The organism is Halanaerobium hydrogeniformans (assembly GCF_000166415.1).
In the GTDB taxonomy this organism is placed as follows: Bacteria; Bacillota; Halanaerobiia; order Halanaerobiales; family Halanaerobiaceae; genus Halanaerobium; species Halanaerobium hydrogeniformans.
Window position 1 is genome coordinate 2,304,575 of sequence record NC_014654.1, and the last position, 18,228, is coordinate 2,322,802.

Here is an 18,228-nt window from a genome sequence, read left to right on the forward strand (position 1 = left end):
ATCGTTTCTCTACCTGCTATACCAGGCAGGATTGATTTTCTACCACCTGAAAAACCTGCCATATAATGGGGTAATATTACTCCTGTTGTGATCACAAAATCAGCTTCTACTGCTTTTTTATTTATTTTCACTTTATTGCCGGTACTTAAAGTTCCCAATTCTACAAGCTCTCCATCACAGTCATGATGATGAAAAGAATAGTTCTCATGAATTTCATCACCGAAAATCTCCCTGTTCTGGGCCTCAGAATGAGCAGCATGGACTCCTGTTGCAACAATAAAAGTAATCTGTTCTTTTTTAATCCTGCCTTTTTTATGGTATCTAAAATGGGGGGCAGCATATATTCATAGGGAGTATATCTGCTTACATCATTAACAACTATAACCAGATCTTCTATCTTTTTTGCCTTTAACAACTCCAAAAGTGGTTTAGAAGCAATGGGGTTTGCAAGTGAATGCTCAACCTCTTTTAAAGGGTCTTTGAGTCCTTTTTTTTCAGCTGCTTTTAAAACTTTCAGTAAATTTTCTTTGGGTAAATCAAGTGATAACTTTTTTCTACCATATTTTAATAACATTTTAATTTGTCTCCCAACTGCTGATATAATCTTTTTGAGCTTCAGTTAGTTTATCAATTTTAATTCCTAGTGACTTTAATTTGTATTCTGCAACCATATTGTCGATTTTATCAGGAATCTTATATACCTTATTAGCCAGGTCTTGATTTTTATTTAAATATAGCAGTGAAGAAAGCTGTAGTGCAAAGGTCATATCCATAATTTCTGCTGGATGACCATCTGCGGCAGCAAGGTTAACCAGTCTTCCCTCTGCTAAAAGATAAATTTTTCTTTGGTCTGCCATTTCATATTTTTTAATATTTTTTCTAGCTTCTGCTGTATCAACTGCTAATTCTTTAAGATCAGTTTTACTCACTTCAACATCAAAGTGACCGGCATTAGATAATATTGCTCCATCTTTCATTTCTTTGATATGCTCTTTTGCTATCACATCATTACAACCGGTAACAGTGATGAAAAAATCACCTTTTTTTGCTGCTTCTTTCATAGGCATCACTTCAAAACCATCCATCCAGGCTTCACTGGCTTTTATCGGATCTATTTCGGTTACTATAACTCTGGCACCCAGGCCTTTAGCTCTCATAGCTACCCCTTTACCACACCAGCCATAACCTGCTACAACAGCAGTTTTTCCTGCTACAACCAAATTGGTGGTTCTCATGATACCATCCCAGACTGATTGTCCTGTACCATATCTGTTATCAAAAAGTGATTTGCATTGAGCATCATTTACAGCCATCATCGGAAAACTTAAGGTCCCATCTGCTTCCATTGCTTCTAAACGATGAATACCTGTAGTTGTTTCTTCTGCTCCACCAATAATTTTTTGTAATAATTCTTTGCGCTCTGTATGAAGAGCCTCTACCATATCACCACCATCATCGATAATAAAGTCGGGCTCAGTATCAAGCACTTTGTTTAAGTGAACTTTATATTCTTCAGATGTAGATCCATACCAGCTGTGGACCTCAACCCCGTGTGCTGCAAGACCAGCTGCTACATCATCTTGAGTAGAAAGAGGATTACTACCACAGATTGCAACCTCAGCTCCCAATTCTTTAATTACATAAGCTAAATAAGCCGTTTTAGCTTCTAAGTGAAGGCAAATTGCCACATTTTTACCGGCAAAAGGCTGTTCTTCTTGGTATTCTTTAAGTATTTGATTTAAAATATCCATTTTATCTGCGATCCATTCTATTTTTTTCCAACCCTCTGCTGCTAAATCAGGGTTTCTTAAGGTAGAATTTTCTATCATTATTTTGACCTCCTTGAAATTTTGCGCTAAAATATAATTTACACTGCTTTTATTTTATCATATATATATTTAAATAAAAGTCGAATTTTATTATCTTTTAAATTTTTTTGCCAATAATCTAGAATTCTGAGTTAATTACTTATATAATAATAGTTGAATGGAGGTATTGATGTGCAAAAGAAAAGTATTATTATTCTAATAGTAGTTATTGCTGCAGCAGGTGCTTTTATATATTTTCAAAATATGGGAACTGGAAATGAACTACCTGAAAGAGGTACCGAAGTTGATAAACTTGCTCCTGATTTTCAAATTGAAGATTTAGATGGTAATGAAGTAAAACTTAGTGATTATCAGGGAGAAAAAGTTTTTCTTAATTTTTGGGCAAGCTGGTGTCCTCCCTGCCGGGAAGAAATGCCGGCAATGCAGGAATTGCATGAAAAGCGAAATGAAGACATAACTATACTGGCTGTTAATGTAGGTGAAGATAAAGCTGTAATTCAGAGCTATCTTCTAGAAAACCCATATTCATTTAAAATTTTATTGGATGAAAACAGACAGGTAGCACAAGATTATTTAGTTAGAGGAATTCCAACAAGTTATTTTTTAGATGAAGACGGTGTAATAATCAATAAAATTACTGGAGCAATTTCTTATCAACAAATGCTTGAATTAGCTGAAATAGATTAAAAAAAGACAGCCTTTAGATCGAAAAAAGGCTGTCTTTTTTATATAAAATTAATTTATTTAATTTTTAATTAAAAGATAAAATATGCAGCAAATACAACAGCTAATACATATACTAACCAGTGAACATCTTCACCCTGTCCAGTAAATAATTTTACTAATGGATAAACAATAAATCCAAAAGCAATACCATGAGAAATTGAATAAGTTAATGGCATTATTATCATGGCCATAAAAGCTGGTAAGATCTCAGTGAAGTCACCCCAGTCAAGTTTAGTAATATTTGTCATCATCATCGTTCCCACAACAATTAAGGCTGGAGAAGTAGCTGCAGCTGGTACAATACCAATTAAAGGTCTAAAAAATAGAGCTAATAAGAATAAAGCAGAAACAACAACTCCAGTTAATCCAGTCCGACCACCATCTCCAACACCGGCAGCAGACTCAACATATGTTGTTACAGTACTTGTACCAAAAAGTGCTCCACCAGTAGTACCGATTGCATCAGCTAAAAGAGCCCTGCTGGCTTTTGGCAAATCGCCATTTTCATCTAAATAACCAGCCTGCTGACTTACACCAACAAGAGTTCCAGCAGTATCAAACATATCAACAAATAAGAAAGATAAAATAACTCCAACCATACCCAGACTTAGGGCTGACTGAATATCCAACTGAAATAGAACTTCAGACCAATCTGCCATCTGAGGCATTGCAACTAAGCCATCAAAAGCTGGTGTAACACCATTTATCCAGCCAAATGCTGTTGATAAGAGGATACCCCAGAGAAGTGCTCCCTTAATTTTTCTGGCATGTAAGATACCAGTTACTATAAGACCAAACAGAGCAACCAGAGCAGGTCCTGAGAACAGATCACCCATTGCTATAAGGGTTGCCTCATCTGCCACAACAATATTTGCATTTTGTAGACCAATGAAGGCAATAAATAATCCTATACCAGCACTAATACCTGTTTTAAGTGCCATTGGAATACTGTTTACAATCATTTCCCTTACAGGAGTAACACTTAAAATAATAAATAAAATACCTTCTAAAAAGATTATTCCTAAAGCAACCTCCCATGGCACTCCCATCCCAATTACTACTGAATAGGCGAAAAATGCATTTAATCCCATTCCAGATGCAAGAGCAAAAGGATAGTTAGTTAAAAATGCCATTGCCAGAGTACCTAAAACAGCACTCATAATTGTAGCAATTAAAACACCTTCAAATGGCATTCCAGCATCACTAAGTATTGAAGGGTTAACAAAAATAATATAGGCCATCGTCATAAAAGTAGTAAAACCAGCAATAATTTCAGTTTTGACATTTGTATTATTTTCTTCTAGTTTAAAAACATTTTCTAAAAACCCATTATCTGTACTCATTAATTAATAACCTCCTTGTAATTTGCCAACTAAATAAAACAGAACTAAAGACTTCACCACCCTTCTTAAACTTTTTAATATTTAAAAATAAAAACCCAAGAAAACAGACTCCAAACTATGAGGAATCTACCTTCTCAGGTTTAAAAAAATCTAGACAGAGTTTTAAATATCCAGCTTTAATGATTTTCAGTTCAAATAATTCAAATCTTAATTTGAGAAAACTGTAAAATCACAAAAAGCAAAAAGATAAACGGATATTCAACTTAAAACAGATAATTTCCCTCATAGTTGTCAGTTATCGGCTGACACTAGAAACTTGTGAACCATATCTTCACAATTATACGAGGCATATTTGATTTTATTGAAATTTTTTACATATTTTTTAAAAAAATCATTTAATTTAAATTCATTTACTATTATAGATAAAGATTAAAACAATGTCAACAAATAATTAAGTCAACTTTTTTAAATTGATTAACATCAAATAATCCCTCTTCAGTAAGCTTCAATTCAGGAATTACAGTTAGCGCCATAAAAGAAAGTGTCATAAATGGTCCTGCTCTATTAACACCAAGTGAGTTGGCTTTTTCTCTCATCTTAATCAATTTATCAGCTACTTCTTTTAATGGCTTTTCTGCCATTAAACCTCCCACTCGAAGTTGAAGTTTTTGCTCAACTACTCCATCAACTACAATAACTATTCCACCCTGCATTTTTTCTATTTCTTTGACTGCAAGATACATATCTTCTGAGCTTAAACCTGCTGTAATAATATTATGAGCATCATGACCAATAGAAGTTGCGATTGCTCCTTTGCGGAGACCGAAATTTCTTAATAAGCCCAGTCCTACCCTGGCCCTGTCTTTATACCTATCAACAACCGCAAGTTTGACTAAGTTATGACCTATCAATTCTATTCTAGGGGGCTCACCGGGATAATTATCTTCGGTCTCATAAGTCGAGGCAGCAGTAACAATTTTATCTTCAAGCAGCTCTATAACCCTATATTTTTTTGCCTTAGGTAAATCAAAATCATTTTCAACAATTTTACCCAATTTAACTGAATTAAAAATCTTCTCTTTTATATCACTGCTCATCATTTTGCTAATATCAGCTGAAGCTTTAGTGTCTACTGATTTTAACAAAGTTCCATTTTCTGCTGTTAATTTACCATCTTTGTAAACAGCTTTGATATTAAGATCTCTCAGGTTATCTATTATCAATAGATCAGCTTTATAATTAGGTGCTATTGCTCCTAAATTATCAATCCCCAGGATTAAAGCAGAATTTATACTGGCCATTCGAATAGCACGGAGAGGAGACAAACCATATTGCACTGCTTTACGAACAACAAAATCTATGTGTCCTTCTTCAATTAAGTCACCTGGATGGCGATCATCGGTTGCAAAACAAAAACGTGAACAATTGCTACTATTTACTGCTGGCAAAAGAGCAGCCAGATCTCTAGTCACAGAACCCTCTCTGATCATGATATTCATACCTTTAGAAACTTTTTCTAAAGCTTCTTTGGCAGTTGTAGCCTCATGATCTGCTGCAATGCCGGCCAGCAAATAGGCGTTTAAATCTGGCCCTGATAAACCTGGAGCATGTCCATCCTTAAAAATATTATCAGCCATTTTTATTTTAGCCCATATTTCCTGATCACCATTTATTACTGAAGGATAATCCATAACTTCTCCCAAACCAAATATCCCTTTTTCAGTTAAAAGAGGTTTTAGATCTGCTGCTGATAATTTAGCTCCAGAATGTTCAAATCTACTTGCTGGAACACATGAGGGAAGCATTAAATTAAAATTCCAGGGTTGTGCCCTACCTGCAACCAGGAGATATTTTATTCCCGTAATTCCAGCAACATTTGCAATTTCATGGGGATCTGCTACAACAGTAGTTGTCCCCCTGGGAATCACTTCGCGAGCAAATTCATCTACATTAGTCATTGAAGATTCTATGTGAAGATGAGCATCGATAAAAGCAGGGCTGATGATCATATTACTTAAATCAATCTCTTCTTCTCCTTGATATTCACCAAGTCCGATTATGATTCCATCTGCAACAGCAACATCACAATTAATAAGCCTTTCATTAAAAACATCAACCACTGCTGCATTTTTAAAAACTTTCTCTGCCTTTTTTATTCCCCTGGCCTGTTTTAATAATTCACGCTTTTTCACATAAGCCCCCTTTCTAATAAAGCCTTTATAAATATGACAAATAATTTAATCCCAATTCAATTCTAAAGCAGCAAAATTACAGCGGGTAACACAGAGACCACAAGCAGCACATTTTTCTTTATCAATTACAATTTTTTTGTCTTCATTTAAATAATTAGCATCATAAACACAGCTTGTAATGCAAAGTCTGCAGCCTGTACAGTTTTCAATTATTATTTTAGGTGTTTTGCTTTGATAATTTGCCTTTTTTGGCACTCTATCCTGGGCAATTCCTCTGATTTCATTTAAATTATTATAATTATGTTCTTCTAAATATCTATCAATTTCCCTGGCGATTTTAGAATAAACAGTGGGTCCATTCAAGATAGCAGTAGTGCAAACCTGTACAGCCTCTGCTCCGGCCATAATCATCTTTACTGCATCTTCTCCCCTAGAAATTCCCCCAACTGCAATGATAGGTATCTCAACAGCTTTAACAGCCTCAAAAACCGCTCTTAAAGCTAGAGGAAAGATTGCATCTCCAGATAACCAGCCATAACCGTTTTCACTGCCCATTAAGGCCCTTCCACTCTCTAAATCAATATCCAGTGTTGGCCCAAAGGAATTTATTAAAACTAAACCATCAGCACCAGCTTTTTGAGCAGCTTTAGCAAACTTCGCAATATCAATTTGAGGACTTAATTTAACCAAAACCGGTAAATCAACAGCTTTTTTTGCTGCTTTTACACTTTCTATTACCGGAGAAGGATCACTACCTAAATAATGAGTGGAAAGTTCTAAAGCATCAGCAAAAGGCTCAACTTTTCTTGCCAGCTCACTTATTTCTTCAGCACTATAACCTAAACCAACGATAACTGGTAATCCCAGTTCCTTAATAACAGGGTATTCCTCATTTAACCATTTGTCAGGACCCATTTCTGACCATAATTCTGTATTCATAAAACCACTTTTTAGCTGGGCCATATTTGGCCTGGGTACTTTTGCAGCTTTAGTAGAAATAGTTTTGGTTACTATAGCAGAAGTGCCACCTTTTTTGGCAGCTGCTGCAGCCTTAGCATCTTTAATTGGTGGTCCTGCAGCTGGCATGACAGGATGTTTTAAAATAAAATCGTACAACTTGACTCTTAAATCAGCCATGATAGTCACCCCTAGTTTAATAGTCTTTCTTACGCATAAATTGACTCAAAACAGAGAAAATCTCTCTTTTGATTTCTTCCCTATTATCTTCTTGTACCTCAAATATTTTAGTATCTTTTCTTTCTTTTATTTGGTCTAAAAAAGAATTGCTTTCTGCTATTAATACACCAAGTACAATTTTTTGTGAATCCAGAAGAGAAAAAACTTTTTCTTTAAATTTTTCTGCCCCAGATTCAAAACGTCCCAATTCATCCATAATAACTATTGCTACATCTAATCTCAGTAATTCAACTCCATAATTATTAAATACCTCGGGAAAAACTTCGAACTCTTCATCAATACTTTCCCTTGATGCAATAATATTATCAAAGTGGCTCATTGTTAAAGTATTTTTCTTGCCAAAATCAGAAATCAGATTTTTAGTTCCCATTGTTTTTAAAAACAATGCAGGTACAAGCCTAAAGACCAGAGGTTTTTGGCTGAGTGGATCAACTTCTCTGGCTACTGCATAGCCTGCCGGATAATAATCAATTTCTTCCAATAACCTTTTTATAATACTAGATTTACCACTATTTTTTTCTCCTGTTAAAAAATAATTATTTAATGTTTTTGCCATTTTTACACTCCTGTCTATTTTTTATTATATTTTTCTTCTATAGCTTTTTTTACCCTGGATGGATTTAAAGGAAGCTCATAAAAACGAATCCCAATTGCATCGTAAACTGCATTTGCAAGAGCTGGAGCTGCTGCGATAATTGTAGGTTCCCCTACACCTTTAGCTCCAAATGGTCCTTCTGAATCTTGATCTTCAATTAAATAATGTTTAAATTTTGGGATATCAACACTGGTTGGAACTAAATAATCCGACATTCCAGCATTTAAGGTCCTTCCATTGCGAATAACCTGGTCTTCCATAACTGCCATTCCCAGTCCCTGAACAGTACCACCTTCAATTTGTCCCTCAACATTTTTAGGATTAATTGCCTTACCAATATCAACAGCTGTATAGACATTGAGTAGATCGATAATTCCAGTATCAGTATCTACTTCAACTTCTATTACCTGGGAAAGAAATGTATAAGCAACATAGACCTTATCTGCCTGGCCCTTTTGATCAGGTTGATAAGTAACCGGGAAAAATGAGCCTTCAGCTTCTAAAGTTATCCCTCTATTTTTTAGTTTAGCAGCCAATTCCCAGTAAGTAATGGAGTAATCAGGCTCGTCGTAAAGATAAATCTCACCATCTTTTACATTTATCTCAGGATGATTGCTTCTAAACTCCAGGCTCCCATAATGATATAAATTGGCTAATAAATCTTCGGCAGCTTTTTTTACAGCATTACCGGTAAAATATGTCTGTCTGGTCGCAGAGGTAGAACCTGAGTTTTTAGTAGTATGGGTATCACCCTGAATAACCTCAAAATAATCAGGTTTGATTCTTAATATTTCAGCTGCAATTTGAATAACCGTAGTAATAACACCCTGGCCAACATCTGCTGCAGCAGTTTTGATAACAATTCTTTCATCTGTTTTAATTTCTATTGAAGCTATAGAATGATCAGGAAATCCTTCTCCATAACCAAACCCAAACATTATTGTAGCCAAACCTCTTCCTTTTTTCTTCATCACTCTTTTCCTCCCTTCCAGCCGCTTAATTCCATCACTTTTTTAATAGTTTCTTCAGCATTAACACTGTGATTAAGCTGCTGACCATTAGGAGTCCATGAACCAATTTGATAGATATTTTTTTGTCTAAACTCTGCTGGATCCATTTTAAGTTCATGGGCCAGGATATCCATCTGAGATTCATAGGCAAAGGCACCCTGGGTTGTCCCAAAACCTCTCATTGCTCCAGCATAGGTATTATTTGTATAAACTGCATGTGATATTCCCTTGATATTTTCGACATTATAAGGGCCGGTCGCATGGTACATACCTTTATGAACTACTGCTGGACCACTTGAAGCATAAGCACCTGTGTCACCAATAAACTTTGTCTGCCAGGCTTTTAAATAGCCATCACTACTGACACCAGTTTTATTAATTATCGTAATTGGATGCCGCTTGGATTGGGTAATCATAGATTCTGCGCGGCTAAAAGTTAATTTGACCGGTCTACCTGTTCTCATAGCTGCAATGGCTAGATGGATGTGTACAGAAACATCTTCTTTTTTACCAAAAGCTCCACCAATAGTTGGCTGAATAATTCTAATCTGATCTTTGGCCAGTCTTAGTGATTGAGCTACATCTGCCTGAGTATCATGCAGCCACTGGGTAGCTGCCCAGATATTAACTCTTCCCTTTCTTTCATCATAAAAAGCTATCCCCGCTTCGTTTTGCATCGGGAGTTGATCTATAAATTGAGTTTGATATTTTCTTTCGACAATAATATCTGATTCTGCAAAACCAGCTTCAACATCCCCCCGTTCCAGGTTATGAGTAACTAAAATATTGCCATCAGGATGTATATTAACTGCATCATCCTCCATGGCCCTAAAAGGATCAGTTATAACTTCAAGCTCTTCTATTTTTACCTCAATTAAGTCAACAGCCTTTTTAGCAGCTTCAATACTTTCGGCCGCTACTACTGCTAGAGCATCACCTAAATAACGCATTGTTTTACCCGGAGCAACTAAAACAGGTTGATCTCTAATAATCAGGCCAAACTTCCTTACATTTGGTATATCTTCTGCAGTAAATATATCTACTACACCTTTTACTTTTTTTGCTTTAGAAATATCAATATCTTTTAAAATAGCATGAGGATGAACAGCCCTTTTCACCTTCAAATAGAGCATATCCTCAAAATAAATGTCATTAGCATAAACTGCTTTTCCGCTAACCTTATCTTTAGCATCAGCTTTTAAAATATCCTGGCCAACAAAACGTTTACCACCTTTGGGCTTTTCTGATGAACATCTGGTAGTATGCTTGCAGTAATAATCTTTAACACTATATTTTTGCTCACTCATCAGAATCACTTCCTTCTGAGTTTATTATATCTGCAGCCAGCATTACCGCTTCAATAATTTTAGTATAACCAGTACAGCGACAAATATTACCTGATAAAGCAGAACGAACTTCTTCCTCATTTGGCCGTGGATTTTTATCTAAAAGGTTTTTGCCGGCCATTATCATACCCGGAATACAAAAACCACACTGGACCGCACCGGTCTCAATAAAAGCTTCTTGTAGTGGGTGAAGTTGATCATCTTTAACCAAACCTTCAATAGTAATAATTTCAGCTCCATCAGCTTGAGGGGCAGGTACCAGACAGGAAGGTATTAAACGGCCATTCATAATAACAGAACAGGCACCACATTCACCTTTGCCACAACCTTCCTTAACTCCTGTTAAACCAAGATCTTCTCTAAGAAGATCAAGCAGGCGGTGATAAGGTGTTACTGCTATTTCTCTTTCTTCTCCATTAACCTTAAATTTGATCTGCATTTTTCCCTCCCTCTCTTCTTTTTTCTATTGATTCCAGGGCATTTTCCATAATATCTCTAACAACATTTTCTCTATATTTTTTAGTCCCCCTAATATCATCTATAGGAGAAACCCTTTTTTTAAGCTCTTCTCCAAGGTTTCTGTAATTCAGTTCAGCCAGGCTTTTGCCGATCATCATCTCTTCTACTTCTCTCAATCTAATTGGAGTCGGAGCAGCTGACCCAACCGCAAGTCCAGCCCGCTTAATTATTCCCCTATCAAAATATAGAACTAAAGCTAAATTTAAAGTAGAAATAACCAAAGCTTTACGCCGGCCAATTTTGGACCAGAAATTTAAAGCTGGCTCAGAATATAAAGGTATTTCTATCTGGGTTAAAAGCTCATTTTCCTTTAATATATTTCTTTTTGGAGCGAGGAAAAATTCTTCGGCTTTAACCAGGCGGCTGCCTTCTTGTGACTGCAGCTTAAAACTAGCATCAGAGGCAAGCAGGGCTGAAAGGGTATCTCCCGCAGGTGATGATGTACAGATGTTCCCACCGATAGTACCTCTGCTTCTAATTTGAGGGGAACCTACTGCAGCTGAGGCTTTAGCCAAAATAGAAAGCCTTTCTTTTAACATTTGTGAATTTTTTAATTCATAATGGGTCATTAAAGGCCCAATCAAGATCTTATCTTCTTTAAAATCTAAAAATTTTAGTTCTTTAATTCTGCTTAAATCAAGCCAGTGTTTAATTTCATTTAATCGCTCATATTTTTCTACAAGTACATCAGTTGCACCTGCTAAAACTATAATTTCATCCTGATATTTTTCTTTAATCTCTAAAGCTTTTTTAAGGGTTTTAGGTTGAAAATAGTTTTCAAAATCTTTGCCAGAAATCGTTTGCCTGTTCTCTACTTTCATGGGCGATCTTTTGATAATCAAAAACCTTCACCTCCCGATCTTCCATCAATATTTTGCCTGCCACAATAGTTGTGTCTACCATACCACCATTGATTCCAAATAAGATATGAGCATAACTGTTATCAGAATTTATCTCGGTTGGAGGAAAATAATCTACTACGATAATATCTGCTGCTGCACCTTTTTTTAAAACACCAAGTTCTACTCCAAAACTTTGAGAAGCCAATTCTGGATTGCGCTTAAAGACCATCTCAGGAATCTCAGTCCAGCCCAACCCTGGATCCTGGCTACTGTGTTTTAAGACTAAATCAGCAAATTTTATGCTCTCAAACATATCAGTAGTATATCCATCAGTACCTAAACAAAGTTTCACCCCTTTAGCAAGGACTTTTTTTAGAGGTGTTACTCCCACAGCATTATTTAAATTTGATTCTGGATTATGAACTAAAAAGCATTCATTTTCTTTTAAAATTTCTAATTCTTCATCCTGAAGATGAACCCCATGCACAGCAATAGTGCCAGGCCGCCAGATATCATAATCATCCAGTCTTTTAACTACACCATTATAGCCTTTAAGTCTGCTGTGTTCTAAATCAAGCCTTCCTTCTGCTGCATGGATATGAAAATTGGAGTTCATTTTATCTGCTAATTTCGAAACTTTAGCTAAGGTGTCATCTTCTAAAGTAAAAGAGGCATGTAGACCTATTCTTGTGTTTAAGCGTTCTGAATTATCTTCAGCTATATTATTTATAAATTCTTCACTTTCTTTTAAGGCAGCATCTCTCATCTGATCACCATTGCGGTCCGATATCTCATAAGCCAGGTCAGCTCTGATCCCACTTTCCTCAACTGCTTTTGCTATGATCTCAAGACTATATTTAATCTGACCATAACTGGCATGATGATCAATTATTGTTGTGGTCCCTTGCTTAATTCCGGTTAAAATCGCATAAAGGGCACTATAATAAATATCATCTGCTTTAAGAGTATTATCAAGCCGCCACCATAACTTTTCTAAAATCTCTAAAAAATGACGGGGTGGTTGATCCGTTTTCAAATCCATCCCCCTGGCAAAAGTACTGTAAAGATGCATATGAGAATTGATCATTCCTGGCATTACAACTTTGCCATCCACATCTTTAACTTCTACCTCACTATATTTTGACTCTAAGATATCACTTTCAGCAATTTCTTTAATTTTACTACCCTCTATTAAAACAGCACCATCTTTGATAACCCTGTTATCCTGATCATTGGTTATTACCACTGCATTGGTTAATAATAGCAAATTAAGTCCTCCTCATTCAAAGACTTCTCTATCTACTTTAAAATATCTTTACACATTTCTGCAGAAATATTGTTCGCTTTTTCTATTATTTCCTGCTCATCAACATTGCTTAACTCTCCCTTTTCTACAACAATCTCACCATTCACAATTGTATAGTCAACTATTTGAGTATCTCCCTGATTAATTAAGGCTGATACAGGATCATAAAGGCCACCAGCCCAACCAAGCCTTTTAGAGTTGATCATAAACATATCAGCTGCCTTTCCGACCTCTAAACTACCTATTTCAGGTTGGTTTAAAACATCTCTTCCACCATTTGTAGCCAGTCCCAGTACATCTTCAGCACTAAGAGATTTAATTCCATGTACCAAACGGTGCATTAGAAAAGCAGACTTTAATTCTAAAATCATATTGGAAGAATCATTACTGGCACTTCCATCTACTGCCAGCCCAACCGGTACACCTTTGTCAAGCATCTCAGGAACTAAGGCTACTCCTGAAGAAAGTTTCATATTGGAAACTGGGCAGTGAGAAACCCCGGTACCTGTAGCCGCCATTTTGTCTAATTCACTGCTGTTTAGATGGACTGCATGAGCATACCAGACATCTTCGCCCAACCAGCCCAGTTTTTCCATATATGCTAAAGGCCTCATCCCATATTTTTCTAAAACAAATTTCTCCTCATCTTTGGTTTCAGCAAGATGGGTATGCACCTGTACTCCATGTTTTCGGGCAAGTTCTATTGACTCGAGCATCAATTCTTCGGTTACCGAAAAAGGTGAGCAAGGGGCTAAAACTACCCTCTGCATTGCAAAAGGATCAGGATCATGGTATTTATCAATCAATCTTTTCGAATCTGCTAAGATTTGCTGATCAGTTTGAACAACTTTATCTGGTGGTAGTCCACCATCTTTTTGACTTAAAGACATACTTCCCCGAGACCCATGAAAGCGAATACCAATTTCTGCTGCAGCATCAAACTCATAATCTACTAAATTATCCGGCTGGTTTCTTGGAAACACATAAAAATGATCACTAGTTGTTGTACAACCGGTTTTAAGCAGTTCTCCAGCAGCAAGCAAAGTAGAGTAATATACAGCATCAGCTGTTAAATTTGACCAGATTGGATAGAGATATTTTAACCAGCCAAAAAGTTCAAGTTCCTGAGCTTCAGGTAAACTTCTCGTTAAAGTCTGATAAAAGTGATGATGAAGATTAATCAAACCAGGGAAAAGAAAATAATCTCGGCCGTTAATAATCCTGGTCTCATCATTTTGTTCTAAAGAAATATTTCTTCCCATCTCTTTTATTTTACCATCTTCAATTAAAAGGTCAGCATTTTTTAATCGTTCTCGATTTTCATTCATTGTTATAATTTCTTTGGCATTTTTGATTAAAATTTGAGTCATTTTAAACTCCCCATTCTTTGGCAGCAGTTTCTACAGCTTCTATAATCTGCTGGTAACCTGTACAGCGGCAGAGATTTCCTTCCAAAGCAGTTTTTATTTCAGATTTACTTGGTCTCGGGTTTTTCTTAAGTAAAGCCAGAGCTGACATTAGCATGCCCGGGGTACAAAAACCACATTGAATTGCCTGTTTATCAACAAATGCTTTCTGAAGAGGGCTAAGTCCTTTTTTGCTTTCTAATCCTTCTACTGTAATAATTTCACTGCCATCAGCTTGAGCAGTTAAGACCATACAGGAATTAACAGCTTTATCATCAATAATTACAGTACAGGCTCCACATTCTCCTACACTACATCCCTCTTTGGTTCCAGTTAATTTAAGCTGTTTACGTATTGTATCAAGCAATCTTTCCTGACTTCCTACTTTTAGATTATATTTTTTTGAATTAACTGTAATTTCTACATCTAATTTAGCCACTATAAGCTGCCTCCTTTAAAAAATCATCAACTGCCCTTTCTACTAATTTTGCCAAAGCAGGTTTTTTATAAGGGGTTGACCATCTTTCACCTGTTATTTTTACCATTTCTTCAGCAGCCAGTCTACCTGCCTCCTTAGAATCAATATCTGCTAATTTTTTATCTAAAAGATAGCTGTTTACCTCTGCAAAAGGCACAGGTGAGGGTGTTGCTGCTCCGGATACGACCTGGATTTTGAATACTTTATCAGCTTTAACTTCTCCCAGTAAGGTTAAAGAAATTCTTGATATACTCAAAGCTTTTCTCCGTCCAATTTTTTGATAACTGCTGTAATATTCACCCTGAGGTAGCTCAAAAACTATTTCTTTTAAAAGTTCATCTTTTTTTAAAGCAGTCTTATAAGGTGCTTTAACAAAATCTCTAACTGCCAATTTTCGTTCTCCTCTTTTTGAAGCCAAAACAACTTCAGCTTCTAGAGCAATCAAAGGAGAAAATGAATCTGCACAGGCAGCTGCATTAACCAGATTGCCACCGATTGTGGCCCTGTTTCTAATCTGAGTTGAGCCAATGCTTTTAGCTGCTTCTGCAATAAAAGGCAGTTTTTGCTGAATTTCTTTACTTTCTATCAAGTCAGCATGAGTTGTTAAGCTACCAATTACCGCTTTTTTAGCACTTAAATTGATTCCTTTTAATTCTTTAAGTGAAGAGATATCCAGAACATAATCTATTTTATCAAATTTAGGATCCTGATTATGAAGGTCAACAAGTAAATCAGTGCCACCTGCCAGACATTCCACATTATCTTTTTCAGCCAGTATTTCAAGTGCTTCAAAAAGACTAGTTGCTCTTAATAGTTGATATTCTACCATTTTATTTACAACCTCCTTTAGAGAGGGCTCTTCCAATTAAAACTCGTTCTAGATTAAGAGGTAAAGAACGAATTCTTTTTCCTGAAGCATGAGCAACGGCATTTGCTATAGCAGCACTGGCAAGTTCAAGGGTAGGTTCTCCAACAGATTTAGCACCAAATGGACCATCTGGATCAGGGTTCTCTACTATTATCGGTTTAATATCAGGCATATCTTTAATGGTAGGTATCATATAGTCGTGAAAATTTTTGCCTTTAATCTGACCGGCTTCTACTTCCACTTCTTCCATTATGCCATAACCTAAACCCATCACAACCCCACCATAAATCTGTCCTTTAACATTAGCAGGATTAATTGCTCTACCAACATCATGAGCTGCTGCCATGTTAAGTACTGTTAATTCTCCCGTTCCTGTATCTACTTCGACCTCTGCAATCTGACATCCATAAACATAGGTAAAGTATGGGTTGCCACAGCCCTTTTCTTCATCCCATGATATAGCAGGTCCTTTATACCAACCATAAGCAGAAAGCAGTATACCCTTATTTATCATTTCTGCTGCCAGGTCAGAAAAAAGGGCCAGTCGATCAGAATTTTGATTATATAAAAAGCCGTCTTTTAATTCCAACTCTTCTATAGATATTTCAAATTTTTGAGCAGCAAAATCTAAAATGCGTTTTTTTAATTTTTCCGCAGCATTTTTTATAGAGTTTCCTCCAATTAAAGTAGCCCTTGAGGCTACAGTTGAACCACTATCTGGAGTAAATGTAGTATCAACCTCCATATAATCTATCTCATTAAGAGTAACTCCTAGTACTTCTGCCGCAATTTGAGAAAAGATGGTTTTTAAACCCTGACCGTTTTCTGCCAGACCACTGTAAACAGCAACACTACCATCTTTATTAATCTGAATTAAAGATGCTGCTGCATCAACAGCTTCTGCACCCAGACTGCATCCCCTAAAACTAATAGAAAGACCTATTCCTCTTTTTTTATCACCAGCTTGAGCCTGAGAATATTTTTCTCTTTTTGCTTGATAATCAATTGCTGCCATTGCCTTATCCATTACTTCTTCTAAACTTACAGTATGTCCATCTAATTTTTGACCACTTGCAGTAATTGATCCCTGACGATAAATATTTTTTTTGCGAAGTTCTACTGGACTCATACCGAGTTCTTCTGCTAATTCGTCCATCAAAGATTCCTGAGCAAAAATTATCTGAGGAGAACCATAACCACGCATTGCACCTGTATAAGGATTATTTGTATAATAGCCATAGGTATCAGTTTTGACATGTTCTAATTCATAGGGTCCAGTAGCTTGTACAACACTTCGCCAGGTCACAAAAGGTGTTTGACAGGCATAGGCTCCACTATCTGCAACTGCTTCTATTTCCATTGCCGTTAGTTTGCCTTCTTTAGTGGCCCCGATCTTATATTTTAATTGATAGGGATGGCGCTTATAGCTTTCAGTAAAAGACTCTTCGCGACTGTTGACCATTTTCACAGGTCTTTTTGTTGCTAAAGCCATTACTGCAGCTCTTGCAGCCATAGCAGAAACAACCTCATCTTTGCCACCAAAAGAACCACCAATATGATTTTGAATAACCCTAACCTCGGCCAATTCAGCTCCTAAAACTGTTGCTACTGCAGTTCTTGTAGCATAGGGATTCTGGATCGACCCATATATTGAAACAAGGTGATTTTCATCTTCTGGAACAACCACAACTGCTTCAGGCTCAAGATAACTGTGCTCGATCAATTGTGTAGAATATTCTCTTTCCAAAATCACATCTGCCTGGGCAAAGCCCTTTTCTACATCACCTTTACGAAGGGGATGGTGAATCACCTGGTTATCGTCTTTTTCAGGGTGAATTTTTAATGCCTCATTCTTTCTAGCCTCATCAAGATCATAAATGGCTTCTAATTCCTCATATTCTACCTTGATCTTTTCAAGCGCGGCTGCTGCCTCTGCTTCACTTTCTGCAGCAACCATTGCCACTCCATCACCAGCTAAAAGAACTCTATCCTCAGCTAAAACTTGTTGATCTTCTACGATTACCCCAAAAAGATTGTTTTTAATATCAGCAGCTGTAAATACCCCCTTTACACCTGGCATTTTTTCTGCCTCTTCAGTTTCTATATTTATAATTCGGGCATGCGGATACTTGGTTCTCAAAACTTTAGCATAAAGTTGATTTGCAAATTCTAAATCGGCTCCAAATTTAGCTTTACCGGTAACTTTTTCATAAGCATCGACCCTTTTTACACCTTTATTTACATGTTTAAAAGCCATTACTGCACCTCCAGTTAATAATAAAGTTAATTAAACAGATAGACTTCCTTCATTTTTGCTTAAAAAAGCATTTTCCCCTCTGGGAAATGTCAAAATGAAGAAAGTCCATATTTTAACTCTATTATATAACAATGTATTTTAAATTAACAGACTTTTCTCTCCTCTTCGGGAAGGATTAAGTTTAAGATAATTGCAATTATAGCAACAACTATGCTAAATCATTTTTTATCCTTAACTAATTTATTAGCTTAAAAATTGTTAATTCCTGCAATTAAATGCCAAAAATGATTATTATATATGTATACAGAGCTTTT

15 protein-coding genes, 1 pseudogene and 1 riboswitch are annotated in these 18,228 nt (G+C 36.3%); of the genes and pseudogenes, 1 reads left to right on the forward strand and 15 read right to left on the reverse strand.

Annotation, left to right across the window (positions count from 1 at the left end; translation table 11 throughout):
- Positions 1-32: 32 nt before the first annotated feature.
- Positions 33-574, reverse strand: a pseudogene (locus HALSA_RS13410) (lactate racemase domain-containing protein); the annotation flags it as partial.
- Position 575: 1 nt separating this feature from the next.
- Positions 576-1,829: an adenosylhomocysteinase gene (locus HALSA_RS10750; protein WP_013406579.1), complete on the reverse strand. Its 1,254-nt coding sequence runs from the start codon at positions 1,827-1,829 to the stop codon at positions 576-578.
- Between the two features lie 171 nt (positions 1,830-2,000).
- Between HALSA_RS10750 and HALSA_RS10755 the strand changes: the two genes are divergently transcribed.
- On the forward strand, positions 2,001-2,516 hold the full coding sequence (locus HALSA_RS10755) for a TlpA family protein disulfide reductase (protein WP_013406580.1): 516 nt from the start codon (positions 2,001-2,003) through the stop codon (positions 2,514-2,516).
- 68 nt (positions 2,517-2,584) lie between these two features.
- On the opposite strand, the gene HALSA_RS10760 is transcribed toward HALSA_RS10755, so the two are convergent.
- The 13 genes from HALSA_RS10760 to HALSA_RS10820 all read right to left on the reverse strand — a co-directional run bounded on the left by HALSA_RS10760 (position 2,585) and on the right by HALSA_RS10820 (position 17,914).
- Positions 2,585-3,898, reverse strand: coding sequence for an NCS2 family permease (locus HALSA_RS10760; protein WP_013406581.1), 1,314 nt, complete (start codon positions 3,896-3,898; stop codon positions 2,585-2,587).
- A gap of 265 nt (positions 3,899-4,163) precedes the next feature.
- A riboswitch (purine riboswitch) is annotated at positions 4,164-4,263 on the reverse strand.
- 75 nt (positions 4,264-4,338) lie between these two features.
- The gene (ade, locus tag HALSA_RS10765) at positions 4,339-6,090 is read right to left on the reverse strand and encodes an adenine deaminase (RefSeq protein WP_013406582.1); all 1,752 of its coding nucleotides are present in this window, start codon (positions 6,088-6,090) and stop codon (positions 4,339-4,341) included.
- A 45-nt stretch (positions 6,091-6,135) separates the two neighbouring features.
- Positions 6,136-7,227 (reverse strand): alpha-hydroxy-acid oxidizing protein, encoded by a 1,092-nt coding sequence (locus tag HALSA_RS10770; protein ID WP_013406583.1) that lies wholly within the window; start codon positions 7,225-7,227, stop codon positions 6,136-6,138.
- A gap of 16 nt (positions 7,228-7,243) precedes the next feature.
- Positions 7,244-7,843, reverse strand: coding sequence for a nucleoside-triphosphatase (locus HALSA_RS12505; protein ID WP_013406584.1), 600 nt, complete (start codon positions 7,841-7,843; stop codon positions 7,244-7,246).
- A gap of 14 nt (positions 7,844-7,857) precedes the next feature.
- On the reverse strand, positions 7,858-8,853 hold the full coding sequence (locus tag HALSA_RS13205) for a xanthine dehydrogenase family protein molybdopterin-binding subunit (protein ID WP_013406585.1): 996 nt from the start codon (positions 8,851-8,853) through the stop codon (positions 7,858-7,860).
- Positions 8,853-10,199 carry a xanthine dehydrogenase family protein molybdopterin-binding subunit gene (locus tag HALSA_RS13210; protein ID WP_013406586.1) on the reverse strand — a complete coding sequence of 449 codons (1,347 nt, stop codon included), beginning with the start codon at positions 10,197-10,199 and terminating at the stop codon, positions 8,853-8,855. The genes HALSA_RS13205 and HALSA_RS13210 overlap by 1 nt, the downstream gene beginning before the upstream one ends.
- Complete coding sequence (locus tag HALSA_RS10790) at positions 10,192-10,677, reverse strand: (2Fe-2S)-binding protein (RefSeq protein WP_013406587.1); 486 nt, start codon at positions 10,675-10,677, stop codon at positions 10,192-10,194. Before HALSA_RS10790 ends, HALSA_RS13210 begins: the two co-directional genes overlap by 8 nt.
- Positions 10,661-11,599 carry an FAD binding domain-containing protein gene (locus tag HALSA_RS10795; protein ID WP_160143070.1) on the reverse strand — a complete coding sequence of 313 codons (939 nt, stop codon included), beginning with the start codon at positions 11,597-11,599 and terminating at the stop codon, positions 10,661-10,663. Before HALSA_RS10795 ends, HALSA_RS10790 begins: the two co-directional genes overlap by 17 nt.
- Positions 11,535-12,866, reverse strand: coding sequence for a putative aminohydrolase SsnA (gene ssnA, locus HALSA_RS10800; protein ID WP_013406589.1), 1,332 nt, complete (start codon positions 12,864-12,866; stop codon positions 11,535-11,537). The genes HALSA_RS10795 and ssnA overlap by 65 nt, the downstream gene beginning before the upstream one ends.
- A 32-nt stretch (positions 12,867-12,898) precedes the next feature.
- Positions 12,899-14,275, reverse strand: a complete 1,377-nt coding sequence (locus tag HALSA_RS10805; protein ID WP_013406590.1) for an 8-oxoguanine deaminase — start codon at positions 14,273-14,275, stop codon at positions 12,899-12,901.
- Between the two features lies 1 nt (position 14,276).
- Entirely contained in the window at positions 14,277-14,750 is a 474-nt protein-coding gene (locus tag HALSA_RS10810; RefSeq protein ID WP_013406591.1) for a (2Fe-2S)-binding protein, read from the reverse strand.
- Entirely contained in the window at positions 14,743-15,618 is an 876-nt protein-coding gene (locus HALSA_RS10815; protein WP_013406592.1) for an FAD binding domain-containing protein, read from the reverse strand. Before HALSA_RS10815 ends, HALSA_RS10810 begins: the two co-directional genes overlap by 8 nt.
- Position 15,619: 1 nt before the next feature.
- A complete protein-coding gene (locus tag HALSA_RS10820; RefSeq protein WP_013406593.1) occupies positions 15,620-17,914 on the reverse strand; it encodes a xanthine dehydrogenase family protein molybdopterin-binding subunit in 2,295 nt (764 codons plus the stop codon).
- Between the last annotated feature and the right edge of the window lie 314 nt (positions 17,915-18,228).